23 protein-coding genes and 3 tRNA genes are annotated in these 23,531 nt (G+C 53.5%); 10 read left to right on the plus strand and 16 right to left on the minus strand.

Annotated features, from left to right (window positions below):
• Window positions 1-102: 102 nt before the first annotated feature.
• Together radA and serB are read right to left on the minus strand one after the other, a co-directional pair.
• A complete protein-coding gene (radA, locus tag AC5JPW_RS11595) occupies window positions 103-1,488 on the minus strand; it encodes a DNA repair protein RadA (RefSeq protein ID WP_494240405.1) in 1,386 nt (461 codons plus the stop codon).
• Window positions 1,489-1,499: 11 nt separating this feature from the next.
• Complete coding sequence (gene serB / locus AC5JPW_RS11600; protein ID WP_494240407.1) at window positions 1,500-2,471, minus strand: phosphoserine phosphatase; 972 nt, start codon at window positions 2,469-2,471, stop codon at window positions 1,500-1,502.
• A 105-nt stretch (window positions 2,472-2,576) separates the two neighbouring features.
• Between serB and AC5JPW_RS11605 the strand changes: the two genes are divergently transcribed.
• Window positions 2,577-3,221 carry a YtjB family periplasmic protein gene (locus AC5JPW_RS11605; protein ID WP_494240409.1) on the plus strand — a complete coding sequence of 215 codons (645 nt, stop codon included), beginning with the start codon at window positions 2,577-2,579 and terminating at the stop codon, window positions 3,219-3,221.
• A gap of 40 nt (window positions 3,222-3,261) precedes the next feature.
• Window positions 3,262-4,278: a lipoate--protein ligase gene (lplA, locus tag AC5JPW_RS11610; protein WP_494240411.1), complete on the plus strand. Its 1,017-nt coding sequence runs from the start codon at window positions 3,262-3,264 to the stop codon at window positions 4,276-4,278.
• A gap of 5 nt (window positions 4,279-4,283) precedes the next feature.
• On the opposite strand, the gene yjjJ is transcribed toward lplA, so the two are convergent.
• The 5 genes from yjjJ to deoC all read right to left on the minus strand — a co-directional run bounded on the left by yjjJ (window position 4,284) and on the right by deoC (window position 10,125).
• The gene (gene yjjJ / locus AC5JPW_RS11615; protein ID WP_494240412.1) at window positions 4,284-5,612 is read right to left on the minus strand and encodes a type II toxin-antitoxin system HipA family toxin YjjJ; all 1,329 of its coding nucleotides are present in this window, start codon (window positions 5,610-5,612) and stop codon (window positions 4,284-4,286) included.
• A 142-nt stretch (window positions 5,613-5,754) separates the two neighbouring features.
• Window positions 5,755-6,477 carry a purine-nucleoside phosphorylase gene (gene deoD, locus AC5JPW_RS11620; protein WP_494240413.1) on the minus strand — a complete coding sequence of 241 codons (723 nt, stop codon included), beginning with the start codon at window positions 6,475-6,477 and terminating at the stop codon, window positions 5,755-5,757.
• A 90-nt stretch (window positions 6,478-6,567) separates the two neighbouring features.
• Window positions 6,568-7,791 carry a phosphopentomutase gene (gene deoB / locus AC5JPW_RS11625; RefSeq protein ID WP_494240415.1) on the minus strand — a complete coding sequence of 408 codons (1,224 nt, stop codon included), beginning with the start codon at window positions 7,789-7,791 and terminating at the stop codon, window positions 6,568-6,570.
• A gap of 52 nt (window positions 7,792-7,843) precedes the next feature.
• Entirely contained in the window at window positions 7,844-9,166 is a 1,323-nt protein-coding gene (deoA, locus tag AC5JPW_RS11630; protein ID WP_494240417.1) for a thymidine phosphorylase, read from the minus strand.
• Window positions 9,167-9,345: 179 nt separating this feature from the next.
• Window positions 9,346-10,125, minus strand: coding sequence for a deoxyribose-phosphate aldolase (deoC, locus tag AC5JPW_RS11635; RefSeq protein ID WP_494240418.1), 780 nt, complete (start codon window positions 10,123-10,125; stop codon window positions 9,346-9,348).
• 251 nt (window positions 10,126-10,376) lie between these two features.
• Here deoC and AC5JPW_RS11640 point away from each other — a divergent pair, with 251 nt between their 5' ends.
• Together AC5JPW_RS11640 and AC5JPW_RS11645 are read left to right on the plus strand one after the other, a co-directional pair.
• The gene (locus AC5JPW_RS11640; RefSeq protein ID WP_494240419.1) at window positions 10,377-11,927 is read left to right on the plus strand and encodes a YjjI family glycine radical enzyme; all 1,551 of its coding nucleotides are present in this window, start codon (window positions 10,377-10,379) and stop codon (window positions 11,925-11,927) included.
• Window positions 11,899-12,762, plus strand: coding sequence for a YjjW family glycine radical enzyme activase (locus AC5JPW_RS11645; RefSeq protein ID WP_494240421.1), 864 nt, complete (start codon window positions 11,899-11,901; stop codon window positions 12,760-12,762). The genes AC5JPW_RS11640 and AC5JPW_RS11645 overlap by 29 nt, the downstream gene beginning before the upstream one ends.
• Window positions 12,763-12,768: 6 nt before the next feature.
• Here AC5JPW_RS11645 and AC5JPW_RS11650 read toward each other — a convergent pair whose 3' ends face one another.
• The 8 genes from AC5JPW_RS11650 to AC5JPW_RS11685 all read right to left on the minus strand — a co-directional run bounded on the left by AC5JPW_RS11650 (window position 12,769) and on the right by AC5JPW_RS11685 (window position 19,292).
• Window positions 12,769-13,548 carry a TatD family hydrolase gene (locus tag AC5JPW_RS11650; RefSeq protein ID WP_494240423.1) on the minus strand — a complete coding sequence of 260 codons (780 nt, stop codon included), beginning with the start codon at window positions 13,546-13,548 and terminating at the stop codon, window positions 12,769-12,771.
• On the minus strand, window positions 13,545-14,618 hold the full coding sequence (locus AC5JPW_RS11655) for a patatin-like phospholipase family protein (RefSeq protein WP_494240425.1): 1,074 nt from the start codon (window positions 14,616-14,618) through the stop codon (window positions 13,545-13,547). Before AC5JPW_RS11655 ends, AC5JPW_RS11650 begins: the two co-directional genes overlap by 4 nt.
• Window positions 14,619-14,780: 162 nt before the next feature.
• Window positions 14,781-14,942 carry a DUF1328 domain-containing protein gene (locus AC5JPW_RS11660; protein WP_007373037.1) on the minus strand — a complete coding sequence of 54 codons (162 nt, stop codon included), beginning with the start codon at window positions 14,940-14,942 and terminating at the stop codon, window positions 14,781-14,783.
• Between the two features lie 128 nt (window positions 14,943-15,070).
• Entirely contained in the window at window positions 15,071-15,688 is a 618-nt protein-coding gene (gene osmY, locus AC5JPW_RS11665; protein ID WP_494240427.1) for a molecular chaperone OsmY, read from the minus strand.
• 401 nt (window positions 15,689-16,089) lie between these two features.
• Window positions 16,090-17,679, minus strand: coding sequence for a peptide chain release factor 3 (gene prfC, locus AC5JPW_RS11670; RefSeq protein ID WP_494240429.1), 1,590 nt, complete (start codon window positions 17,677-17,679; stop codon window positions 16,090-16,092).
• A 91-nt stretch (window positions 17,680-17,770) separates the two neighbouring features.
• Entirely contained in the window at window positions 17,771-18,448 is a 678-nt protein-coding gene (gene yjjG / locus AC5JPW_RS11675; protein WP_494240430.1) for a pyrimidine 5'-nucleotidase, read from the minus strand.
• A gap of 21 nt (window positions 18,449-18,469) precedes the next feature.
• Window positions 18,470-18,910, minus strand: coding sequence for a ribosomal protein S18-alanine N-acetyltransferase (gene rimI, locus AC5JPW_RS11680; RefSeq protein WP_494240431.1), 441 nt, complete (start codon window positions 18,908-18,910; stop codon window positions 18,470-18,472).
• Window positions 18,879-19,292 (minus strand): DNA polymerase III subunit psi, encoded by a 414-nt coding sequence (locus AC5JPW_RS11685; RefSeq protein WP_494240433.1) that lies wholly within the window; start codon window positions 19,290-19,292, stop codon window positions 18,879-18,881. Before AC5JPW_RS11685 ends, rimI begins: the two co-directional genes overlap by 32 nt.
• A 149-nt stretch (window positions 19,293-19,441) precedes the next feature.
• On the opposite strand from AC5JPW_RS11685, the gene rsmC reads away from it, so the two are divergent.
• The 4 genes from rsmC (at window position 19,442) to AC5JPW_RS11705 (ending at window position 20,963) form a co-directional block, all read left to right on the plus strand.
• The gene (gene rsmC / locus AC5JPW_RS11690) at window positions 19,442-20,470 is read left to right on the plus strand and encodes a 16S rRNA (guanine(1207)-N(2))-methyltransferase RsmC (RefSeq protein ID WP_494240435.1); all 1,029 of its coding nucleotides are present in this window, start codon (window positions 19,442-19,444) and stop codon (window positions 20,468-20,470) included.
• Window positions 20,471-20,635: 165 nt separating this feature from the next.
• Window positions 20,636-20,721 (plus strand) — tRNA-Leu (locus AC5JPW_RS11695).
• 28 nt (window positions 20,722-20,749) lie between these two features.
• Window positions 20,750-20,835, plus strand: a tRNA-Leu gene (locus AC5JPW_RS11700).
• 42 nt (window positions 20,836-20,877) lie between these two features.
• A tRNA-Leu gene (locus AC5JPW_RS11705) sits at window positions 20,878-20,963 on the plus strand.
• Window positions 20,964-21,010: 47 nt separating this feature from the next.
• Here AC5JPW_RS11705 and AC5JPW_RS11710 read toward each other — a convergent pair.
• Window positions 21,011-21,289, minus strand: a complete 279-nt coding sequence (locus tag AC5JPW_RS11710) for a DUF1435 domain-containing protein (RefSeq protein ID WP_494240436.1) — start codon at window positions 21,287-21,289, stop codon at window positions 21,011-21,013.
• A gap of 218 nt (window positions 21,290-21,507) precedes the next feature.
• Here AC5JPW_RS11710 and AC5JPW_RS11715 point away from each other — a divergent pair, with 218 nt between their 5' ends.
• On the plus strand, window positions 21,508-22,572 hold the full coding sequence (locus AC5JPW_RS11715; protein ID WP_494240438.1) for a GGDEF domain-containing protein: 1,065 nt from the start codon (window positions 21,508-21,510) through the stop codon (window positions 22,570-22,572).
• A 101-nt stretch (window positions 22,573-22,673) separates the two neighbouring features.
• A complete protein-coding gene (gene fhuF / locus AC5JPW_RS11720; RefSeq protein WP_494240439.1) occupies window positions 22,674-23,462 on the plus strand; it encodes a siderophore-iron reductase FhuF in 789 nt (262 codons plus the stop codon).
• Window positions 23,463-23,531 lie beyond the last annotated feature (69 nt).

Below are 23,531 nucleotides of genomic sequence, written 5' to 3' on the forward strand. Positions count from 1 at the left end.
CCTCCTGCAAGATCGATTGTACGGACATGGGCTCGACATATAAAAAGGCCCGGTGGCGTTTTGCCTCCCGGGCTGACGATGCCTCAGTGACAGATATGAAGATTATAAGTCGTCAAAGACACTTAGCGCATCTGCGAGTTTCTTCACGCCAAAAATCTGCATCCCTTCTGGCGTTTTTTTCGGTACGTTGGCTGCTGGCACAATGGCCCGGCGGAAGCCGTGTTTTGCCGCTTCAGAAATACGTTCCTGCCCGCTCGGCACTGGACGGATTTCCCCAGACAACCCCACTTCCCCGAAAACAACCAGGTCCTGTGGCAGTGGCCTGTCGCGCAGACTGGACACCATCGCCAGAAGCAGCGCCAAATCGGCACTGGTCTCCGTCACCTTAACGCCGCCGACCACATTGACGAACACATCCTGGTCCGCCATTTGCAGCCCACCATGGCGATGGAGAACCGCCAGTAAAATCGCCAGACGGTTTTGCTCAAGCCCCACCGCCACCCGGCGCGGGTTGCCCATCATCGAGTGATCGACCAGCGCCTGAATCTCAACCAGCAGCGGGCGCGTGCCTTCCCACACCACCATCACCGAGCTACCGGAGGTGACTTCATCGCCCCGACTCAGGAAGATAGCGGACGGGTTACTGATCTCGCGTAACCCTTGTTCGGTCATGGCGAAAACGCCCAGTTCATTGACTGCACCGAAACGGTTCTTGTGGCTGCGCAAGGTACGAAAACGGGAATCAGCGTCGCCGTCGAGGAGCACCGAGCAGTCAATGCAGTGCTCCAGCACCTTCGGGCCTGCCAGTGAACCGTCTTTAGTGACGTGGCCGACCATCACAATCGCCACGCCGCGCGTTTTCGCAAAGCGCGTCAGGTACGCCGCCGTTTCACGCACCTGCGCCACACTGCCTGGCGAGGACTGAATATCGGCCATGTGCATCACCTGAATGGAATCAATAACCATCAGCTTCGGCTGTTCTTCTTCCGCAATCATGCAAATCTGCTCGATGCTGGTTTCAGAAAGCATATTGAGATTATTGGTCGGCAGGCCCAGACGGTGGGCGCGCATCGCCACCTGTTGCAGCGACTCTTCCCCTGTCACGTACAGGGTTTTCATCTGTTCGGAGAGCTTACAGAGCGTTTGCAGCAGCAGCGTCGATTTCCCGGCTCCAGGGTTGCCGCCAATAAGAATGGCACTGCCTGGCACCACGCCGCCACCGAGCACGCGGTCAAACTCTTTAAAGCCAGTAGAGAAGCGCGGTAGCGCCTCGAGGCTAATCTCAGAAAGTTTCTGGACCTTTGAGATACCCGCATTGCCCGCATAACCGCTCAGACGTTCATTGCGAGCAACGGTTGGCGAAGCGGCCACGCCGCGCACTTCGGTAATGGTATTCCAGGCCTGGCAGGCACTGCATTGCCCCTGCCAGCGCGGATAATCGGCACCACATTCATTACAGACAAATGCGCGTTTTGGAGCTTTCGCCACAGAGACCTCGTTTATTTTTTACTGATGCTGGCTGAGAGAATGCAGAACACTCCCATCAGGTCAGCGTGGCGGATTGTCACTTCCGCTTTCTCGTTAACTTTTGGTTTTGCATGATAAGCAATGCCCAGACCCGCTGCTTTGATCATCGGCAGATCGTTAGCGCCATCACCAATGGCAATGGTCTGGGTTAGTGGAATTTCATACTTTTCAGCCAGTTCAGTGAGAGTTTTTGCTTTGTACTGCGCATCGACGATATCGCCCAACACATTGCCGGTAAACTTGCCGTCAAAGGTTTCCAGTTGATTAGCAACGGCGTCAGACAGGCTCAATTTGTCCCGCAGGTGGTCTGCGAAGAAAGTAAAGCCGCCGGAAGCGATAGCCACTTTCCAGCCCAGGGTTTGCATTTTCAGCACCATCTGGGTGAGTCCTGGCATCAATGGCAGCGTTTCCCGCACTTTGTGAAGGATGCTGGCATCGGCGCCTTTCAGCGTCGCGACACGGCTGCGCAGACTGGCGGTAAAGTCCAGTTCGCCGCGCATCGCACGTTCCGTCACTTCCGCAACCAGCTCACCGGTGCCCGCCAGTTTGGCGATTTCATCAATGCATTCGATTTGAATCGCGGTGGAGTCCATATCCATCACCATCAGGCCAGGTGTGCGCAGCGACGGAATTTTACCCAGCGGGGCGACATCCAACCCATTATCATGCGCGAGGCGCGTTGCACGCGGGGTCAGAGAACCCGCCAGGCGAATCACCTGGTAGTCATCCACGCGCCAGGCGGCCACAATAACCATGGCAGCGCCTAATTTGCGCTGCCATGCCGTCAGATGTTCTTTATCCAGTTTGCGTCCATACAGAAGCCATCCGCTGCGTCCTGCGTGATAGTCCAGGGGCATGACCTCATCGCCACTTAAAGAGAGCGGCAACCCAGGCCACTGAGAAACATCGTTGGGCAGGTCGCACCAGGTCAGATTATTCGGCATTACAGCTCCTGTAGGGATATGTGCTGAGGTAAAAATAACGCATGAGGCTACCTTGTAACCAGCGCTTCTGGCAACATTAAGCCGCAAATTTTCAACAGGTGGAATATGGCTCGCGCAAAACTAAAATTCAGGCTTCATCGCGCCGTGATCGTGCTTTTCTGTCTGGCATTGCTGGTCGCCCTGATGCAGGGTGCATCCTGGTTCAGCCAGAATCACCAGCGCCAACGTAATCCACAGCTTGAGGAGCTAGCCCGTACGCTGGCAAAACAGGTGACGCTGAACCTTGCCCCGCTGATGCGCACCGAGACGCCTGACGACAAGCGTATCAGCGTTGTGCTGCGGCAATTGACGGAAGAGAGCCGCATTCTGGACGCCGGGGTTTATGACGAACGCGGCGATCTGGTCGCACGCTCGGGTGAAAGTATCGATGTCCGCGACAGGCTGGCGCTGGACGGCAAAAAAGCCGGTGGTTACTTCAATCAGCAGATCGTCGAACCCATTCAGGGAAAAAGCGGCCCGCTCGGCTACCTGCGCTTAACGCTCGATACCCATACGCTGGCGACCGAGGCCAAACAGGTCGATAACACCACCAATATTCTGCGCCTGATGCTGCTTCTCTCCCTGGCGATCGGTGTGGTGCTGACGCGTACTCTGCTGCAGGGTAAGCGTACCCGATGGCAGCAGTCGCCTTTCTTACTGACGGCCAATAAGCCCGTCGCCGAAGAGGAAGAGAGCGAAAAGAAAGATTAGTGATACAGTGGGCGCCTCAAAATGGAAAAGGAAATCTGCCATGTCAACGCTGCGTCTGCTCATCTCTGATTCTTACGATCCCTGGTTCAATCTGGCGGTGGAAGAGTGTATTTTCCGCCAGATGCCTGCCACTCAGCGTGTGCTCTTCTTGTGGCGCAACGCCGATACGGTGGTCATTGGACGGGCACAGAACCCGTGGAAAGAGTGCAATACGCGGCGCATGGAAGAAGATAATGTCCGCCTGGCACGTCGCAGCAGCGGCGGCGGCGCGGTCTTCCACGATCTCGGTAACACCTGTTTTACCTTTATGGCAGGCAAGCCGGAGTATGACAAAACCATCTCCACTGCGATTGTGTTACAAGCGCTGAATTCGCTGGGCGTAACGGCAGAAGCATCCGGGCGAAATGACCTGGTAGTCAAAACCGCTGAAGGCGATCGCAAAGTCTCAGGTTCAGCCTACCGCGAAACCAAAGATCGCGGTTTCCATCACGGGACGCTGCTGCTGAATGCTGACCTCAGCCGGCTCGCCAACTACCTCAATCCGGACAAGAAAAAGCTGCAGGCCAAAGGCATCACTTCGGTGCGTGGCCGTGTGGCGAATCTGGTGGATTTGCTCCCCGGCGTTAGCCATGAGCGGATCTGTGAAGCTGTTACAGAGGCGTTCTTCGCGCATTATGGCGAGCGAGTGGAAGCCGAGATCATTTCGCCGGACAAAACCCCGGATCTGCCAAACTTCGCCGAAACCTTCGCGCGCCAGAGCAGCTGGGAGTGGAACTTTGGTCAGGCACCTGCGTTTAGCCATTTGCTGGATGAGCGTTTCACCTGGGGTGGCGTGGAGCTGCATTTCGATGTGGAAAAAGGGCATATCACCCGCACGCAGGTCTTTACCGATAGCCTGAACCCCGCACCGCTGGAGGCACTGGCTGCCCGTCTGCAGGGCTGCTTGTATCGCGCGGATGCGCTGGCGCAGGAGTGTGATGCTCTGCTGGGAGATTTCCCGGAGCAGGAAACCGAATTACGGGAGTTGTCCGCGTGGATTGCAGGGGCCGTGCGGTAATATCCTTAAGCCAGACGCTGGATAATTGAGGCGACCAGCGTTAATTCTTCCAGCATCGCGCGGGCGAGATCCTGAAAACCCGCGCTGATGCGTTTGTCATCCAACACCTGTTGCCAGAATTGCCTGGCGAGCGGCAGCGCAAACGCCCATGCTGCTTTACTGACCGTAGAATCCACTTTGATATCAATAGCCTCGTTACGCATCGCACCTGAATTCGCTGGCGCAAACGCCATCGGCAGCATGTCATAGACCGGAGCCATCTTCAGCGGCGCGCCAGACAAATAAAACGAAAGGTTTCCGGCATGCATATCGCTGTTGGCAATCAAACGTCCAAATGCCCATGCTTTTTCAATTTCATGATGAGAACCCTCGTCAATACAATGCATTGCAGCCAACTGGCGTGCAGTGCCAGGCCATGTCCCCGGTGATGAGACATATTCACTTTGCAATGCCTCCAGAGAAACAATTTGCTCCCTTCCTCGTATGCCCACGCAATCAAACCTGACGCTTTCCAGAAAGACCTGCCCCGTGTCGCTACAAAGCGCCGTGGCATGACTCGCATTCAAATTCGCGGCTGACAGCACCGATAGCGCAATAGACTCAGCGACCAGCAGATCGCCCCACCGCTCAGAAACGGCGTTCCTCACCCCTGCGCTGAATTTGACCAGTACGTGTTTGTCCCCCTGGGACGTCTGTGCATAGCAGGCGAATTTAGGTTGTTCACCTCCGGCAGACGATCCCACAATTTCCCCTGCCAGCGCATCCTGAGCAAGCTGCTGATAGCACGGAATTTTATCGGACTGCAAAATGGCAATAGGATCTGGCGAGTTAACCCAGCGTTGATAATTTTCCTCACCGATTATCCATCCCCCTGCATTTTCGCCATGCCAGGCTCGAAGCGCGTAAAGCACCTCATCTTCCTGCCATAAACGAATGTCATCCGGCAAATGCGTATCGGCGGCAATGGCACGTCCCCATGCACGCCCCAGAAACCCCTGTGGTCGGAGATCGGTTAGATACCAGGGCAGGCCGTCAAACCATTGCCATTCCCCACCAGCGCGCTCAACCAGACAGCTTCCCTGCGGCCAACAGGGATATAGCGCGCCAAACTGGCTTGCGCTTCCCTGAGCATTGACCTGCCAGAGAGGAAAAGAGGAGACACCACGAACCGGCCTGAGGAGTGCATAACGTGTTGCCCGGGCTTTACCAAACTGCACCACCTCATCTTGTGCGGACACAAGACGCGAGAACGTTGCCTGGCTGATTGCCAGCGACTGTCGCAGTTCAGGGGCGGAACGCGGCCCTTGCAGAAGTAAATCGGTCAATACGCTCATGAAAGAATAGATTTGTGAATAGATACTTGAATAGATTTATAGCGCTATTCTTCTGAAAGAAAAAGGAGAAAGAAGATAGAAAGGGGAAATAAATGAATAGATAAAACGGGCAGCACTGAGGGCTACCCGTTTTGAAACATGCTTACTCTTTGTCGCCCAGCAGAACGGATTCCAGCGCGATTTTGATCATGTCGTTAAACGTGGTCTGGCGCTCAGCAGAGCTGGTCTGCTCATGGGTACGGATGTGGTCGGATACAGTACAGATGGTCAGCGCTTTCGCACCAAATTCTGCCGCCACGCCATAGATACCCGCAGCTTCCATTTCCACGCCCAGGATGCCGTATTTTTCCATCACGTCGAACATCTCGCCGCCGTCCGGTGCATAGAACAGATCCGCAGAGAAGATGTTGCCGACACGAGCATCAACGCCCAGCGCTTTTGCTGCATCAACCGCGTTACGTACCATGTCGAAGTCAGCAATCGCTGCAAAGTCATGATCTTTGAAACGCATACGGTTAACTTTGGAGTCGGTGCAAGCACCCATACCGATAACGATATCACGCAGTTTCACGTCCATACGTACGGCACCACAGGAGCCCACACGGATGATTTTCTTCACGCCAAAATCGGTGATCAGCTCTTTCGCATAAATGGAGCAGGACGGGATACCCATGCCGTGGCCCATTACGGAGATTTTGCGGCCTTTGTAAGTACCGGTGTAACCCAGCATACCGCGCACGTTGTTCACTTCACGGATATCTTCAAAGAAGGTTTCAGCAATGTGCTTTGCGCGCAGCGGGTCGCCCGGCATCAGAACAACATCAGCGAAATCACCCATTTCTGCATTAATGTGAGGAGTTGCCATCTTCAGTTCCTTTTTATTCGTTGTGTTTTCCCCCTCTCCCGTGGGAGAGGGTTGGGGTGAGGGCAACAAACAGTGCCCATCCCAAAGCGTTTAAAGCATGTTTTTGCCGTAGTCCATCGGCGAGGTGCCGAAGAACGACGCGACGGTCTGACCGATATCCGCGAAGGTGTCACGGTGACCCAGCGAGCCTGGTTTCACTTTCGGGCCGTAGATCAGCACTGGAATGTGCTCACGGGTATGATCGGTACCCTGCCAGGTCGGGTCGCAACCGTGGTCAGCGGTCAGGATCAGGATGTCATCCTCACCCACCAGCTCCATCAGTTCCGGCAAACGGCGATCGAACAGCTCAAGCCCGCCAGCATAGCCAGCGACATCACGGCGATGGCCCCATGATGAGTCGAAATCAACGAAGTTGGTAAAGACGATTGTCTTATCACCCGCGACTTTCATTTCCTGAATGGTGGCGTCAAACAGCGCGTCCAGACCGGTAGCTTTCACTTTTTTGGTGATGCCGCAGTTGGCGTAGATGTCCGCGATTTTACCTACGGAAACGACCTGGCCGTCTTTTTCGTCCACGAATTTCTGCAGCACGGTCGCTGACGGTGGCTCTACAGCCAGGTCATGGCGGTTACCGGTACGCTGGAAGTTACCCGCTTTGTCGCCCACAAATGGACGGGCGATAACGCGACCAATGTTATAACCCCCTTCGGTCAGCTCTTCGCGGGCGATTTCACACAGCTCGTAAAGTTTATCCAGGCCGTAAGTCTCTTCGTGGCAGGCAATCTGGAACACGGAGTCGGCAGAGGTGTAGAAAATCGGCTTACCGGTTTTCATGTGCTCTTCGCCAAGCTGGTCAAGGATAACGGTACCGGAAGAGTGGCAGTTACCGAGGTAACCCGGCAGGTTTGCACGTTTAACCAGTTTATCCAGCAGCTCCTGCGGGAAGCTGTTGTCATGATCGGAGAAGTAACCCCAGTCGAAAAGAACCGGTACACCAGCGATTTCCCAGTGACCAGACGGGGTGTCTTTACCGGAAGAGAGTTCATGTGCCCAGGCGTACGCGCCCACCACTTCCGCGTTACCGTCCATCCCGGCTGCGATTTTACCGGTAGAACCTTCATGCGCTTTAACCAGACCAAGACGAGTCAGGTTTGGCAGATTCAACGGGCCTTTGCGACCGTTATCCGCTTCGCCTTTGGCACAGGCTTCTGCGATGTGACCCATGGTATCGGAACCCACGTCACCAAAACGTTCTGCATCTTCTGTTGCGCCGATGCCGAAGGAGTCCAGCACCATAATAAATGCACGTTTCATATTGTTCTCCGTACTTAGTGCTTCAAAAAATAGCGATCAGATCAGTATACAGTTATTCAGTGATACGACGATAGACCGTTGGTGTGGTTTCTGGTGCTTTGTCACCGAGCGTAATCGCCGCTTTCACGGATTTCGCCGCTTCCTGCCAGCTGTTTTCATCTTTCGCATGGATCACTGCCAGCGGACGCTGTCCGTCTACGCTGTCGCCCAGACGAGCCATTTCTGTAAAGCCAACGCTGTAATCAATGGTGTCAGAGGCCTGACGACGACCGCCGCCCATCGACACGACAGCCATGCCGAGCGCACGGGTATCCATCGCAGACACAAAGCCTTCATGATCCGCGTAGACTGCTTTTGTCAGCATCGCCGTTGGCAGGTACTTCGCGTAGTTTTCGACGAAATCGGTCGGACCCTTCTGAGCTGCAACCATGCGACCGAAGATCTCTGCTGCTTTGCCGTTATCCAGCACCGCCTGCAGCTTCGTACGCGCTTCGGCGTCGTCTTTGGCAAGCTTGCCTGAAATTAACATCTCAACACACAGCGCTATCGTCACATCGAACAGGCGCAGGTTACGGTATTCACCCGTCAGGAACTGTACGGCTTCACGGACTTCAACGGCATTACCTGCGCTGGAAGCCAGCACCTGATTCATGTCGGTAAGCAGCGCGGTTGTGCGCACACCAGCACCGTTGGAGACGCCAACAATGGCTTCGGCCAGCGCTGCAGAAAGCTCAAACGTTGGCATAAAGGCGCCGCTGCCCACTTTGACGTCCATCACCAGCGCATCCAGCCCTTCTGCCAGCTTCTTGGCAAGGATTGAGGCGGTGATCAGTGGAATAGAGTCGACGGTCGCCGTGATATCGCGGGTCGCGTAAAAGCGTTTATCCGCAGGAGCAAGAGAGCTGGTCTGGCCGATAATGGCCACACCCACATCTTTAATAATTTCGCGGAAGCGTTGGTCATCCGGGAAGATATCGAAGCCCGGAATGGCTTCCAGTTTGTCCAGCGTACCGCCGGTATGTCCCAGGCCACGCCCGGAGATCATCGGAATATAGCCACCGCATGCCGCCACCATTGGGCCAAGCATCAGTGAGGTCACATCGCCCACGCCGCCGGTGGAGTGTTTGTCGACAATCGGGCCGTTGAGGCTGAGGCTTTTCCAGTCAAGCACGGTTCCTGAATCTCGCATTGCCATCGTCAACGAAACACGCTCAGGCATCGACATATCGTGGAAGAAAATGGTCATCGCCAGAGCAGCAATCTGCCCTTCGGAAACGGTGTTATCACGGATGCCGTTGATAAAAAAGCGAATCTCTTCGTCGCTTAATGCGTGACCATCACGTTTTTTACGAATAATTTCTTGTGCGAGAAACACGGTAACCCCCGAGAATCAGGTTAAATGCGGCGGAAGAACCGCCGCAATGAATGATTACTCTAAATAATTCAAGTCGCAGGGAGGCAGCAAGGGAGCTCATCCCCAAAAGCTTACTACAGTAAGTGACTGGGGTGAGGGAGTGCAGCTAACGCACCTGCGGCTTGAAGTATGACGAGTAATTAGTAGCTGCTTGCGCTCTTACCGTCGCCATGACCCAGTGCCTTCAGCAGGCTAGCCAGCAGGCTGGATGCCCCGAAGCGGTAGTGACGAGCGTCGGCCCAGTCAGCGCCAAACAGTTCATCCGCAATGGCCAGGAACTGCTGCGCGTCTTCAGCGGTACGTACGCCACCTGCTGGTTTGAAACCAACAGTTTTAGACACGCCCATATCACGAATCACTTCCATCATGATGCGTGCGCTTTCCGGGGTGGCGTTGACCGGCACTTTACCGGTAGAGGTTTTGATGAAGTCCGCACCGGCTTTGATAGAAATTTCAGACGCTTTGCGAATAAGCGCTTCTTCTTTCAGCTCGCCGGTTTCGATGATCACTTTCAGCAGCACGTTTGCCGCAGCACAAGCGTCTTTACAGGCTTTCACCAGGTCAAAACCGACCTGCTCGTTACCTGCGATCAGCGCACGGTACGGGAACACCACGTCCACTTCATCTGCGCCGTAAGCGATAGCCGCGCGAGTTTCAGCCAGTGCAATCTCGATGTCATCGTTGCCGTGCGGGAAGTTGGTCACCGTCGCGATACGCACATCTGGCGTACCCTGGGCATTCAGGGTTTTACGCGCAATCGGGATAAAACGCGGGTAAATGCAAACCGCTGCGGTGTTACCTACCGCTGTTTTCGCCTGATGACACAGCGCGATGACTTTTTCGTTGGTGTCATCGTCGTTCAGGGTGGTCAGGTCCATCAATTTCAGTGCACGCAGGCTGCTTGCAGTTAAATCAGTCATAGCTTTCTCCGTCGGCGACTGCCGATTTAGTCGGGTCTGTTATTATTCTAACATTTACCCATCATCACACTTCGACACTCATCACAGTTAATGAAAACGACATTCATCTTTGCAAAACCATAATGAGACATTCATCAAATTTCTACCCTAAGCAAGGGCGTTTACCGGCCATTTAGCGCATGTGGATCAAGAGGAATGAACAGCCAATTACCTACACTTCGTTCACCACTTAAGGAATAAGAGGAGCGAATATGTCTACATCCATTGATTCATCCCATCAGTCCCGTTGCCGGGAAATTGTCACCAGCAGCGAACTGACGCCAGCGCAAAAACGCCACTTCCTGGCGCTGGAGGCGGAGAACCATCTCCCCTATCCGGATTTACCGGCAGAGGCCCGTGCCGCACTGGAAGAAGGGACTATTTGCGACATGTTCGAAGGCCACGCCCCCTATAAACCGCGCTATGTATTGCCGGACTACGCCAAATTCCTTGCTCATGGATCGCAGTGGCTTGAGCTGGAAGGGGCGACCGACCTCGACGATGCGCTGTCGATGCTCACTATCCTCTACCACCATGTTCCTTCTGTCACATCGATGCCCGTCTATCTGGGGCAGCTCGATGCCATCCTGCAACCATATGTTAGAATTCTAACACAAGAAGAAATCGATATTCGAATAAAACGTTTCTGGCGTTATCTCGACAGAACCCTGCCCGATGCCTTTATGCATGCCAACATTGGCCCAGCGGATACGCCCATCACCCGTGCTATTTTACGTGCGGATGCAGAACTCAAGCAGGTTGCGCCTAATCTGACCTTTATTTATGACCCGGAGATTACGCCGAATGATTTACTGCTTGAGGTGGCGAAAAACATTTGTGAATGCAGTAAGCCCCACATCGCTAACGGCCCGGAAAATGATAAAATTTTCACAAAAGGCGGCTATGGCGTGGTCAGTTGTTACAACTCCCTCCCCCTGGCAGGCGGTGGCAGCACCCTGGTGCGACTGAACCTGAAAGCCATTGCCGAACGCAGCCGCGATGCTGAAGACTTTATCAACAATGTGCTTCCACACTATTGCCGCCAGCAGATGGCAATTATCGATGCCCGTTGTGACTTCCTGTACCAGCGATCCGGCTTCTTTGAGCATAGCTTCCTGGTTAAAGAAGGGTTGATCGACCCACAACGTTTTGCCCCCATGTTTGGCATGTACGGGCTGGCGGAAGCGGTGAATATTCTCTGCGAACGCTCAGGGAGTCAGGCACGCTACGGGAAAGATGAAGAAGCCAACGCGCTGGCTTACCAAATCAGTCAACAACTCGCTGAATTTGTGGGAAAAAATCCGGTAAAACATGGCTGGAATAACAGAGCAATGTTACACGCCCAGTCCGGGATTAGCTCTGATACCGACACCACGCCGGGCGCGCGCCTGCCTTACGGTGATGAGCCAGACCCTATCACACACCTGTTAACGGTCGCCCCGCACCATGCCTGGTACACCTCGGGTATCAGCGACATTCTGACCCTTGATGAAACAGTTAAGCGTAACCCCCTGGCGGTGGTTCAACTCTGTCTCGGCGCGTTTAAAGCCGGGATGCGCGAATTCACCGCTAACGTCAGCGGCAATGATTTGGTGCGCGTCACCGGCTACATGGTACGTCTGTCGGATCTGGAAAAATTCCGTACCGAAGGGTCGCGCACCAACACCACCTGGCTGGGTGAAGAGGCCGCCCGCAATACCCGCATCCTTGAACGACAGCCTCGCGTGGTCAGCCATGAACAGCAGATGCGCTTTAGTCAGTAAAATCATCCCGTTCTCCTGCGTCGATGGGCCCGGCAGCCGCCTGGCCCTGTTTTTACAGGGCTGCAATCTGAACTGTAAAAACTGCCACAACCCGTGGACGATTGGCCGCTGTAACCATTGCGCTGAGTGCGTGCCGACCTGTCCACATGGGGCATTAACGCGGGCAGACGGGCAGGTAAACTGGGTTACCTCAGCATGCCAGCAGTGCGATACCTGCCTGACAGTGTGCCCGCAGCAATCCACGCCCATGGCGCTCACGCTCAGCGTTGACGACGTGCTGGTACAGATCCAAAAAGCGGCACTGTTTATCGAAGGCATTACCGTCAGCGGCGGCGAAGCAACCACTCAGTTGCCGTTTTTACTGGAGCTGTTTAGCACGCTGAAGGCCAGCAAAACGCTGGGGCATCTGACCTGCCTGGTAGACAGCAATGGCATGTTGAGCGAAACCGGCTGGCACCGACTGCTGCCGCTTTGCGATGGAACGATGATTGACCTGAAAGCCTGGGGCAGCGAACGACACCGCTTTCTGACCGGACGGGATAACAGGCCGGTCTTAACCAGCCTGCGTCTGTTGGCTGAAAACCATAAGCTTGCGGAACTGCGGCTGTTGGTGATCCCCGAACATAGCGACTACCTGCAACACATTGACGCGCTGGCGGCATTTATTCATACGCTGGGTGACGTACCGGTGAGGCTTAATGCGTTTCATGCACATGGGGTTTATGGTGAGGCAAAACAGTGGCGAAGCGCCACGGCTCAGGATGTCGAACCGCTGGCGCAGGCGCTGGAAATGCGGGGCATAAAAAACGTTATTCTGCCCTCGCTGTACCTCTAGCCACCATCAGGAAAGCGTGAACAGGCGGTGTGTATTCTCGAACAGCGTCTGGGCAATCACATCCGGCGCTTCCGGGCGCAATTCACAAAGCGTTTCAAAGACGCGAGCGGCCTGCTCGGGGCGATTGGGCTGCCCCTGGAAGCCATTCAACGGCATATCCGGCGCGTCGGTTTCCAGCAACAGGGAGCCGAGCGGCAACTGCGCCATCACCTCACGGGTCTTACTGGCCCGCGGATAGGTAATCGTCCCCCCGACGCCAATACAGTAACCCAGACCGATAAAGCGCTCTGCCTGTTGCAAACTCCCGGCAAAGCCGTGCACTACACCCGTTCGCGGTAAGTTATGGCGCTTTAAATGCATGGCCAGCTTATCGTGCGTGCGCCGCGAATGCAGGATAACCGGTAAATCAAAGCGCTTTGCCAGTTTAAGCTGCGCTTCCAGCACGGCTTCCTGCCGTTCGAATTGCGGATTTTCACGGTATAAATCGAGACCAATCTCACCAATGGCCACTATTTTTTCCGGCCTCGTGGCGAGCTGCTGTTCCAGTTTGTCGACGCAATCCGGCGTGTGCTCTTCGATGACGATCGGGTGCAGCCCCAGCGCGCCGTACAACGCAGGCCAGGTGCGGGCAAGATCCACCACGCGGGCAAAATATTGCGAGCCAATCGCCGGAACGATAATCCGCTCAACCCCCGCCTCTGCCGCACGGGCGATGCTGTGCGCTTCATCATCCTTAAAGGGGGGAAAATCAAAGTGACAGTGAGTATCAATAAAACGCCAGGTCACGCACTGTCCTCATTATTGAAAGGTAAATCGTTGGCCTGAACGGCATTGACCAAGGGCGTATCCACCGCATCGTTCGCCACGGCGGCGGGCGGGACCACAATGGTTGGGGAGGACGTCACCACCGGGCGGTGACGCAACAGCGGTGGCGTTGCGGCCAGTATTTTCCCTACTGTGGCGAGGAAATAGCGCCCGCAAAGTCGGCCCAATTTGTAATCATCACGCAGTGCGGGAAGACGGCTACCCAGCGCCATACTGTTTAACAGCTTCGGAGGGTAAATTTCGATAATGCGCAGCTTGCCTGGCGGCGCATCGATAAACTTCTGCGTCGCAGAGTAGGTTTTCTCGTGATGCTGAACCAGGTTGATCAGCGGCTGCAGGCTGCTCTCCCCAAGCCAGCGTTCCATACGCTTAAACCACTGCGGTGTGTAGTACATCTGTGAAGGCACGGTGCGGATCACGACAATGGTTTTCGCTCCGCGCTTCGCCGCTTCTTGAACCGGAATGGCATCACTCACTCCGCCGTCCAGATAATTAACGCCATTGAGCGTGACCCCTGGTCGGTAAAAGCCCGGGATCGCACTGGAAGCACGAATCAAATCAAGCCAGGTGTTGTGCTCAGGGGCGAAGTACTCCGCGGTGTAATCGTCCTGACGACAGGCGGTCATCAGGAAGGATTTTCCAGCATCGAACCCACGTGACGCATAATCCATAGCCAGCGGCATCTGGCTGGCCGTCGATTCCACCAGCCAGTCGAGATCGACCAGATTGCCACCACGTACAAAGCGCACCGGGTCGAAAAATTCACGGGTCGTGGTGTAGCGCATGATGACTTTACGGGCATAACCGGGCTGGTTACACACATATGCCGAGAGATTCTGAGCACCCGCAGAGGTGCCAAGATAAAGGTCGAAAGGGTCAAATTCGGCGCGCATAAATTCGTCCAGCACACCGGCAGTGAAGATGCCACGCTGACCGCCGCCCTCACATACCAATGCGATCCGGCCAGGACGAAATGGTTTTAACGCTAATGGCGCGATGTTGCCAAGCGTAACGGGAATATGCTGCCCCACCCTGCCTTCCTTCAATGCTTATTGATTATCGTTGAGCCAAAGTAACGCATTTTATTATTCATAGAAACTATCCATGCCTTAGCGATCTGTGCCATTCCCTGAAATGATGAAAGCCAGTCACATGGACTGGCTTGGTCATTCATTTACTTACGCGTTAAATCGCTATGGACGCCGGCGTCCCATGAACAGACTGACCAGGAACAGAATAATACCGACGATAAAGACGATTTTCGCAGCGCCAGCTGCCGTACCCGCCAGACCACCAAAGCCCAGAGCGGCGGCAATTAACGCGATAACCAGAAATATAATGCCCCAACGAAACATAAGACTCTCCTTTACCATAGTTAATGTCGACCGCTTATCGTGAGCGCTCAGGATGCTCACGGGCGATACTTCCCAGGTGCGTACTTACTCCACCCGAGTGAATCGGGACTGCACGTTTTCAGGGTTTATTACTTTGCTTTAAGATCGTTTTTCACACTTTTTACGCCATCAACTGCTTTGGCGATACTTTCGGCCCGTTGAATTTGTGCCTGTGAATCAACCGTACCGGATAACTGCACGACGCCATCGGTCGTCTCCACTTTCACCTTGCGGGAAGGGACAATGCTATCGGCGAGTAGTTTTGCTTTGATTTCACTGGTGGTTGCCGTGTCGCCTGCATAACCTTTCGCAGTGGGCGACTTGCTATCGCGCACATGAAGTTTGTCACTCACGGACGCAACACCTTCGACACCTTTCGCAGCGTTAACGGCCAGTTCAGCCTGTGCCTGACTCTCAACAAAGCCGCTCAGGGTGACCACTTTCTTTTCAGTTTTCACGGAGATATCGGTACTTTTGATATCCTGATGATCAACCAATGCTGCTTTGACTTTTGCCGTAATGGCGCTGTCATCCATGAAATTACCGACTTTATTCATAGAGCTATCGATTTTTTGCCCTGCGTTATTGGCCGCGTTTTGCGCTTTGTCGGAAGTGGTGTTTTCCGCCATCGCAGAACCACTTGCCAGGGTCGCGCCTAACATAACAGCCAGCAGAGTTTTAGAAATCTTCAGTCTTGTCATAGTCATCGATCTGTTCCTGTTGTTTGCCCACAATTTGGGCTTTTCACGGCCACTGGCCGCTTTTACTGCCCTGGTGAAATCACCGAGTGTTGAGTCAGTGGCTCAGGCCACAAGTAACGGAGATGCCGTTATCTTCCTTTGCACACGTCTCTTTTCCAGTCATTAATACTAAGTAATGAATTTTTGAATGAATAAGAAACCATTGAACATGCATTGAACAGGATTAACACCCACCAAAAATGTCATTACTTTGTTAAATATAGATCACAATCGTAAAAACGCTTGTGAAGGCGGCTAAAAAGCGAGCAATGAAGGCGAAATCGCGGCTATTTAAGAACTTTCCGCAAGAGGCTAATAAGACAGGTAAAGTGACGGAGCACGGCGTCTGCCGCGCTCCGTAGAGGGGATTAGTGTTCGCGGGTCTGGTGGAACTGAACGTCAGGGTAACGCTCACGCGCCAGGTTCAGGTTCACCATGGTCGGTGCAATGTAGGTCAGGTTATCGCCGCCATCCAGCGCAAGTTGGATCTCGTTCTTGCGTTTGAACTCTTCGAATTTCTTCACATCATTACACTCCACCCAACGCGCGGTGGCGACGTTGACGGATTCGTACACGGCTTCAACGTTGTATTCGCTTTTCAGGCGCGAAACCACCACGTCAAACTGCAGCACACCGACCGCACCAACAATCAGATCGTTGTTGGCGATCGGACGGAAGACCTGCACAGCACCTTCTTCTGAAAGCTGTACCAACCCTTTGAGCAGCTGTTTCTGTTTCAACGGATCTTTCAGACGAATACGACGGAACAGTTCAGGCGCAAAGTTCGGAATACCGGTGAACTTCATCATCTCACCCTGGGTAAAGGTGTCGCCGATCTGGATTGTACCGTGGTTATGCAGACCGATGATGTCACCCGGGAAGGCTTCTTCCACGTGCGAACGGTCGCCAGCCATAAAGGTCAGCGCATCAGAAATCACCACGTCTTTGCCCAGACGAACCTGACGTAGCTTCATGCCTTTTTCATATTTCCCCGACACCACGCGCAGGAAAGCAACGCGGTCACGGTGTTTCGGGTCCATGTTGGCCTGAATTTTAAAGACGAAGCCGGAGAACTTCTCTTCTGCTGCAACCACTTCACGGGTGTCCGTTTTGCGCGGCATCGGCGCAGGCGCCCAGTCCACCAGACCGTCCAGCATGTGGTCAACGCCAAAGTTACCCAGTGCGGTTCCGAAGAACACCGGGGTGATTTCCCCTGCCAGGAACAACTCTTCATCAAATTCGTTTGAAGCGCCCTGTACCAGTTCCAGCTCGTCACGCAGTTGTTGCGCCAGATCTTCACCAACAGCGGCATCCAGCTCCGGACTGTTCAGCCCTTTCACAATGCGTACTTCCTGGATGGTGTGACCTTTACCGGTCTGGTACAGATAGGTTTCATCCTTATAAAGGTGGTAAACCCCTTTGAACAACTTACCGCAACCAATCGGCCAGGTAATCGGCGCGCAGCCAATTTTCAGTTCGTTCTCGACTTCATCCAGCAGCTCCATTGGGTCGCGGATGTCACGGTCGAGTTTGTTCATAAAGGTGATGATCGGCGTATCGCGCAGGCGCGTAACTTCCATCAGCTTACGGGTCCTGTCTTCAACACCTTTTGCGGCGTCGATAACCATCAGACAGCAGTCAACCGCCGTCAGAGTACGGTAGGTATCTTCGGAGAAGTCTTCGTGGCCCGGGGTATCCAGCAGGTTAACCAGGCAGTCGTGATACGGGAACTGCATCACGGAGGTGGTAATCGAGATACCACGCTGCTTTTCCATTTCCATCCAGTCAGATTTTGCATGCTGGTTGGAGCCACGGCCTTTGACCGTACCGGCGGTTTGGATTGCCTGTCCGAACAGCAACACCTTCTCGGTGATGGTGGTTTTACCGGCATCCGGGTGAGAGATAATGGCGAACGTACGGCGCTTCGCTACCTCTTGTAAAAAGGGAGACAACGTCATAATCAATTTCTTCTGTGTAAAGGCGCGGCCACAGCCACGCCAGGAGATACGAAAAATGCGGCTATTGTACTCAACGACTGAGTGCAGACAATCAATGTTTACACAGGAGTTGCTCCAGTTCGGTTAGCGACGTCACGGTCCAGGTTGGGTTGATCCCCTCAGGCAGGGGACGTGCGTGCGCGTTGAGCCAACAGGTAGACAGCCCGGAATTTATGCCGCCCAGGATGTCTGACTCGGCGGTATCACCGACCATCAGCACGCGGGAGCGGTCCGGATTTTGCGCCTGCTCCAGCGCGAAATCGAAAATACGGGGGTCAGGTTTTGCGACGCCCACCTGCTCGGAAATCACCAGTAAATCAAAGTAGTCGCGAAAACCGGTACGTTCCAGACGAGTCTGCTGCAAGGCGGTAAAGCCATTGGTAATGATGCCAAGCTTCACGTTGCCTTTTAATGATTTAAGCAGTGATTCCGCCCCAGGCAGCGGCGAGCAAATCTCGGCCATCGCATTCAGGAAGGCATTGTTTAAATCGCCGGGCGCGACGTTTAAGCGTTCAGCCCATCCCTGAAAACGTTGATGTTGCAACTGCAAGGCAGTGATGGCTCCGTTCTGGTAATCAACCCACAATGGTTTATTAATGGACTGATAATCCTGAAAATCTTCGCTAGTGAATGTGACACTGTAGTCAAGAAACATCCGCTGTAAGCCGCCGAAAGCATCGAACGTAAACAGCGTTTCGTCGGCGTCAAAGAATATCCAGTCCCATCTCATTACATCATCACCTTTCATCTATTAAATTGGCAGCGCCATAATAATGGCGTCTTCACGTCCGTTCGCTGTGGGGTAGTAGTTACGGCGGATTGTCGCCTCGTTGAAGCCCAGACTTTCATATAAAGCGATGGCGGCATGGTTTGATGCCCGCACCTCAAGCCAGAGCGTCAGAACGTCGCGTTTTTCCAGCTCGCTGATTAAATGCTCCAGCAACTGCCGACCAAAGCCTTGTCGCTGCCAGGCCGGATCAACCGCAATATTAAACAGCGTGGCCTCATCTAACACGACCTGCGTAATAGCAAATGCCGCCATCACGTCTCCCGCCATTAAACGAAAGTTGAGGTACCGTTCGCCCTGATTGGTGGCAAAGGTTTTCTCGCTCCAGGGAAACGCATGCGCCCGGGTTTCAATCTCGTAAGCGCGGGCTAAATCAGTCGTGGTGAGGGAAGAAATCGTGTTCATAGTCGCAGATTTGTTGCCATAATGCGGCACGTGCCGCCGGGTTTCCCCGAAGTTCGTCAAAAGCAGGCGATGCCACTTGCGCCCCCGCCAGCGCCAGGGGCGTTTCAATACCCAATCGCCAGCTATTGCAGGTAGACCCTTCAGGCAGCATAACCACGCGGTCTGGTGTCAGTTGTAAAACCTGATCCGCACTCACCGCCAGGGCTCGTAACACATCGCCGACCAGCGGATCGGTTAGCATTGGCAGTTCAGGGGATACCATCACCAGACGAATATGTGCCGGAAGCGAGATAGCGATTTCGCCCTGTAGCACCGTCGGGCGGCGCAGGGACCACTGAGTGATGCCCAGTTGCTCTAATTGCCAGTCGCGTCGGGTAGTCATAGCGAATCACTCCTGTCTGTCAGGCGCGCAAATATACCAAACTCGTCGAAAATGCGCCATCAACCAATAAGTGACGGGGGCCGTCAACAAAGAGGCAGCGTGAAGGATAACGTGTATAATCCCGGGCTGAGTTTAATGAGGAACCCTCCATGTCTGCTTTAACCCCGGCAAGTGAAGTCTTGCTGCGCCACAGTGATGATTTCGAACAAAGCCGTATTCTGTTTGCCGGTGATCTGCAGGACGACCTGCCAGCCAGGCTGGACACGGCATATAGCCGCGCCTGGACCCAACAGTACCATCAGTGGCAAACGCTCAACCGCCAGATGGGCGACGACGCGGTCTTTGCGCTGACGCTTGAGCAAGCTTCGGTTGGCGACAGCGATACGTTGATCTATTACTGGCCGAAAAATAAGCCAGAAGCGCTGTATCAACTGATGAACCTGCTCTCTCTTCTGCCCGTTGGGACAGATATTTTTGTTGTGGGTGAAAACCGCAGCGGCGTTCGCAGTGCAGAACAGATGCTGGCGGACTTCGCCCCGCTGAACAAAGTCGACAGTGCACGCCGTTGTGGGCTGTACCATGGTCGACTGGAAAAGCAGCCGTCCTTCGATGCACAAGGTTTCTGGAACGAGTACGCACTAGATGGCCTGACCATCAAAACCCTGCCAGGTGTCTTCAGTCGTGATGGCCTCGACGTCGGCAGCCAGCTGCTGTTATCCACCTTTACACCACATACTAAAGGTAAGGTGCTGGATGTCGGTTGTGGCGCAGGTGTGCTCTCCACGGTGCTGGCCAGCCATTCACCGAAGGTACGTCTGACGCTGTGCGACGTCTCCGCGCCGGCTATCGAAGCCAGTAAAGCCACCCTCGCCGCTAACGGTCTGGAAGGTGATGTGTTCGCCAGTAACGTCTTCTCTGACGTAACAGGGCGTTTCGATATGATTATCTCGAACCCACCGTTCCACGACGGTCTGCAAACCAGCCTCGAAGCAACACAAGTTCTGATTCGCGGTGCAGTCCGTCACCTGAATAGCGGCGGCGAGTTGCGCATTGTTGCTAACGCCTTCCTACCGTATCCGGCAGTGCTTGATGAGATGTTTGGCTTCCATGAAGTGATCGCGCAAACCGGTCGTTTCAAAGTCTACCGCACCGTCATGACCCGCCAGGCTAAGCGTTAATTTCTCCTGCCCGGTAACGGTTTGTTTACCGGGCATTTACGCCTCAATTCCCGCTGCGTTTTTTTACATCAGTTGAAAAAGCGACCTGCAATTAACTGTTGACGAAAACCAGAAAACATCTAGAATGCGCCTCCGTGGTAACGATACTTATTGTATCGATGGTATGCGAAGGTGGCGGAATTGGTAGACGCGCTAGCTTCAGGTGTTAGTGTCCTTTGGATGTGGGGGTTCGAGTCCCCCCCCTCGCACCATAATCCACAATGATATTGCTCGCACTGGGCGAAGGTGGCGGAATTGGTAGACGCGCTAGCTTCAGGTGTTAGTGTCCTTAGGATGTGGGGGTTCGAGTCCCCCCCCTCGCACCAACGAGGCGATATCAAAAGTTAGACCCAAAGTAAGATAGTTGTGCGAAGGTGGCGGAATTGGTAGACGCGCTAGCTTCAGGTGTTAGTGTCCTTAGGATGTGGGGGTTCGAGTCCCCCCCCTCGCACCAAATATCTTATTACCTTTCCCGCGTGACTTCTCCTTCGTACTTCCCGGCTACATCATCGTCTTAACATTCAGCATAGCCATAATAATTCCGCCCACTAATGCAACGCCCGATGGCAGCAGAATGAAATGGCGCAAACGCTTATGGTAGAGCATGACAGGTGTCAGCAGCAGACCGATAACAATCACTGCGCGCCAGGCATCTAAAGGAAGATCGGCAAACGCCATTACAGCGACGATGAGACCAGGTAACAGGATGGCCCATCCACTCCCCAACGCACGTTGCAACATGGTTTCGACTCTCACACTGATAATGATAACCAATATCATATGATATGTTTTCTCATTTGTCAGCATGTCAGCAAAAACCGGTACGAACTTTACTCATCTACTGGTGACAGGCATTCTTGAAGGTGATAAATTAAGCACTACTTAATTAAATCTAAACAATTTCTTCACCTTTTCGCGGTAACTTTTCCTCGCGTTATTTTTCGTTTTGGCAACCCCTTAAATTATATATTGCAGATTAATAACGATTTTTTAAATATATGACAGCACAATCATGGCAATCACTCTGTAAAAAGAAATATCGATTATCGCTTCGACTTTTCTTGTTACTCAATGTTATTTCAGCTCTGTGTTCTATTGCATTGCCGCTCAGCAATTTGCGTTCTTTGACCCTGCCCTTGGGCCTGATCGCTGGCTTCAGCGGGTTGGCGCTGCTTTGGCAATGGAAATGTCCTAAGAAAAAATTAAATATTACGCTAAGTTCTTTTTTATTTGGCTGCCTGTGGGCCTGGCATATCATTATTAAAACCAGGGCAATGAACGATTATGATTCGACTTATCTCTTGATTGCCCTATTAAGTGTTTTATTTATTGGTGCACTCGCTTTTTCTAATAATATCATCGCCTTTGTGTTGCACTCTGTACCGGCCTTTGCCGCCTGCTTTTGGTTAAGCACGGGTGAAATGTCTCTCAGGTTGATCTACGCACTTGCCCTGCCACTGATAGGTATTTCCATTCAACATGTGATTCAAAAGCGTAACGACAATTTCTCGCAGGCATTGATGTATCGCCTGCTGCAAGAACGTAAAACGCTGAATGACCTGAGTATGCTCGATCCCCTTACCGGGTTGTACAACCGTCGCGGCCTGCAGCACAAACTCGACAATCTGCTGGCTCTGGATGACGGTACGCGATTTGTCCTTCTGCTGGATATCGACCACTTTAAAGCCTACAACGATCACTACGGTCATATGATGGGTGATCAGGCGTTAATCCGGGTTTCAGCCGCGATCCGCGATGCCGTTCGCTCTCGCGATATTGTCGCCCGCTTCGGCGGCGAGGAGTTTATGATTTTGCTCAATAGCGTTGACCTTGACCGCGCGCGCGTTGCCGCAGAACGCATTCGCCAGCATGTCTACGATCTCGACATCCCTCATATGTTCAATGAAAGCGTCGCGACAAATGTAACGGTGAGTATTGGCATTGCGCCACTCGAAGATGGCGATATTGAAGAAGCTCTCAGTAAAGCGGATAAAGCGCTTTATGAAGCGAAGCACCAGGGGCGTAATAACATTCTCGTCAGCGGTGATTTACAGGTCGCCTGAGCCGAACCGCATTTTCTTTACCATAAACATCTTGCTATCGATATTACCCCTGGCTAGGATTGGCAATCATTATCATTTAGATTTCCATCTATCCTGTCATTATGGCTTATCGTTGCGCACCCTTAAATGAATTCGTCATTCGCCGCGTCAGACACGTTAACGACACTGATGTGTTAGCAAATGCCGTACGCGATACGCTGACTCGCCTGCGCCCCCACCTTTTAGATTTCATTAAGTTCAATGAACTCGCCCCGCGCGAGGCCATGACGCTGGCAGAATGGATGAGCCCGGCAAAGCTGAGTGAACTTAAAGAAATCTACGCGAACCATATTTACCAGAAACAGCCAACGCTAACCCATGAAGGCAAACCGCTCCTCTCGCTCTGGGCGCAGTGGTATCTCGGTTTGATGGTTCCTCCGCTATTACTGGCACTGTTAACGCAAAAGCAAGCGCTGGATCTGTCGCCGGAACATCTTCATGTGGAATTTCACGAAACGGGTCGTGCGGCCTGCTTCTGGCTGGACGTCTGGCAGGATCACGATCTGACCGCTCAGGGTGATATTCCGCGTATTGAAGCGCTGATTCGTGACGCCATGCAGCCGGTTGTTGAAGCCCTGGAAGCCACGGGCGAGATAAACGGGAAGCTCATCTGGAGTAATACCGGCTACCTGATTAACTGGTGCCTGGGGGAGATCATTCCGCTGCTAGGCGAGGCACGCGTCAGCGCCCTGCGACAGTTCTGCTTCTTTGAAAAGCAGCTCTCTGATGGCCAGGATAATCCACTCTGGCGGACCGTTGTTACCCGTGAAGGGATCCTGGTCAGGCGCACCTGCTGTCAGCGTTACCGCCTGCCGGATGTCCAGCAGTGCGGCGATTGTACGCTGAAATAACCTGGTGCAACTTGATGCCTTATACCAGCCCTCTCCCACGGGGAGAGGGCACCAACACTAAATGCTTTA

This window comes from Phytobacter sp., assembly GCF_059074235.1.

Excerpts from the sequence above, each read along its gene's own strand:
- AC5JPW_RS11660 (WP_007373037.1), bottom strand. The coding sequence starts at position 14,942 with ATGTTTCGTTGGGGCATTATATTTCTGGTTATCGCGTTAATTGCCGCC.
- yjjJ (WP_494240412.1), bottom strand. The coding sequence starts at position 5,612 with ATGAGCGTATTGACCGATTTACTTCTGCAAGGGCCGCGTTCCGCCCCT.
- deoD (WP_494240413.1), bottom strand. The coding sequence starts at position 6,477 with ATGGCAACTCCTCACATTAATGCAGAAATGGGTGATTTCGCTGATGTT.
- serB (WP_494240407.1), bottom strand. The coding sequence starts at position 2,471 with ATGCCGAATAATCTGACCTGGTGCGACCTGCCCAACGATGTTTCTCAG.
- prfC (WP_494240429.1), bottom strand. The coding sequence starts at position 17,679 with ATGACGTTGTCTCCCTTTTTACAAGAGGTAGCGAAGCGCCGTACGTTC.
- deoB (WP_494240415.1), bottom strand. The coding sequence starts at position 7,791 with ATGAAACGTGCATTTATTATGGTGCTGGACTCCTTCGGCATCGGCGCA.
- AC5JPW_RS11710 (WP_494240436.1), bottom strand. The coding sequence starts at position 21,289 with ATGATATTGGTTATCATTATCAGTGTGAGAGTCGAAACCATGTTGCAA.
- yjjG (WP_494240430.1), bottom strand. The coding sequence starts at position 18,448 with ATGAGATGGGACTGGATATTCTTTGACGCCGACGAAACGCTGTTTACG.
- deoC (WP_494240418.1), bottom strand. The coding sequence starts at position 10,125 with ATGACTGATTTAACTGCAAGCAGCCTGCGTGCACTGAAATTGATGGAC.
- AC5JPW_RS11605 (WP_494240409.1), top strand. The coding sequence starts at position 2,577 with ATGGCTCGCGCAAAACTAAAATTCAGGCTTCATCGCGCCGTGATCGTG.
- osmY (WP_494240427.1), bottom strand. The coding sequence starts at position 15,688 with ATGACTATGACAAGACTGAAGATTTCTAAAACTCTGCTGGCTGTTATG.
- rimI (WP_494240431.1), bottom strand. The coding sequence starts at position 18,910 with ATGAACACGATTTCTTCCCTCACCACGACTGATTTAGCCCGCGCTTAC.
- AC5JPW_RS11685 (WP_494240433.1), bottom strand. The coding sequence starts at position 19,292 with ATGACTACCCGACGCGACTGGCAATTAGAGCAACTGGGCATCACTCAG.
- AC5JPW_RS11640 (WP_494240419.1), top strand. The coding sequence starts at position 10,377 with ATGTCTACATCCATTGATTCATCCCATCAGTCCCGTTGCCGGGAAATT.
- AC5JPW_RS11645 (WP_494240421.1), top strand. The coding sequence starts at position 11,899 with ATGAACAGCAGATGCGCTTTAGTCAGTAAAATCATCCCGTTCTCCTGC.
- AC5JPW_RS11715 (WP_494240438.1), top strand. The coding sequence starts at position 21,508 with ATGACAGCACAATCATGGCAATCACTCTGTAAAAAGAAATATCGATTA.
- fhuF (WP_494240439.1), top strand. The coding sequence starts at position 22,674 with ATGGCTTATCGTTGCGCACCCTTAAATGAATTCGTCATTCGCCGCGTC.
- lplA (WP_494240411.1), top strand. The coding sequence starts at position 3,262 with ATGTCAACGCTGCGTCTGCTCATCTCTGATTCTTACGATCCCTGGTTC.
- rsmC (WP_494240435.1), top strand. The coding sequence starts at position 19,442 with ATGTCTGCTTTAACCCCGGCAAGTGAAGTCTTGCTGCGCCACAGTGAT.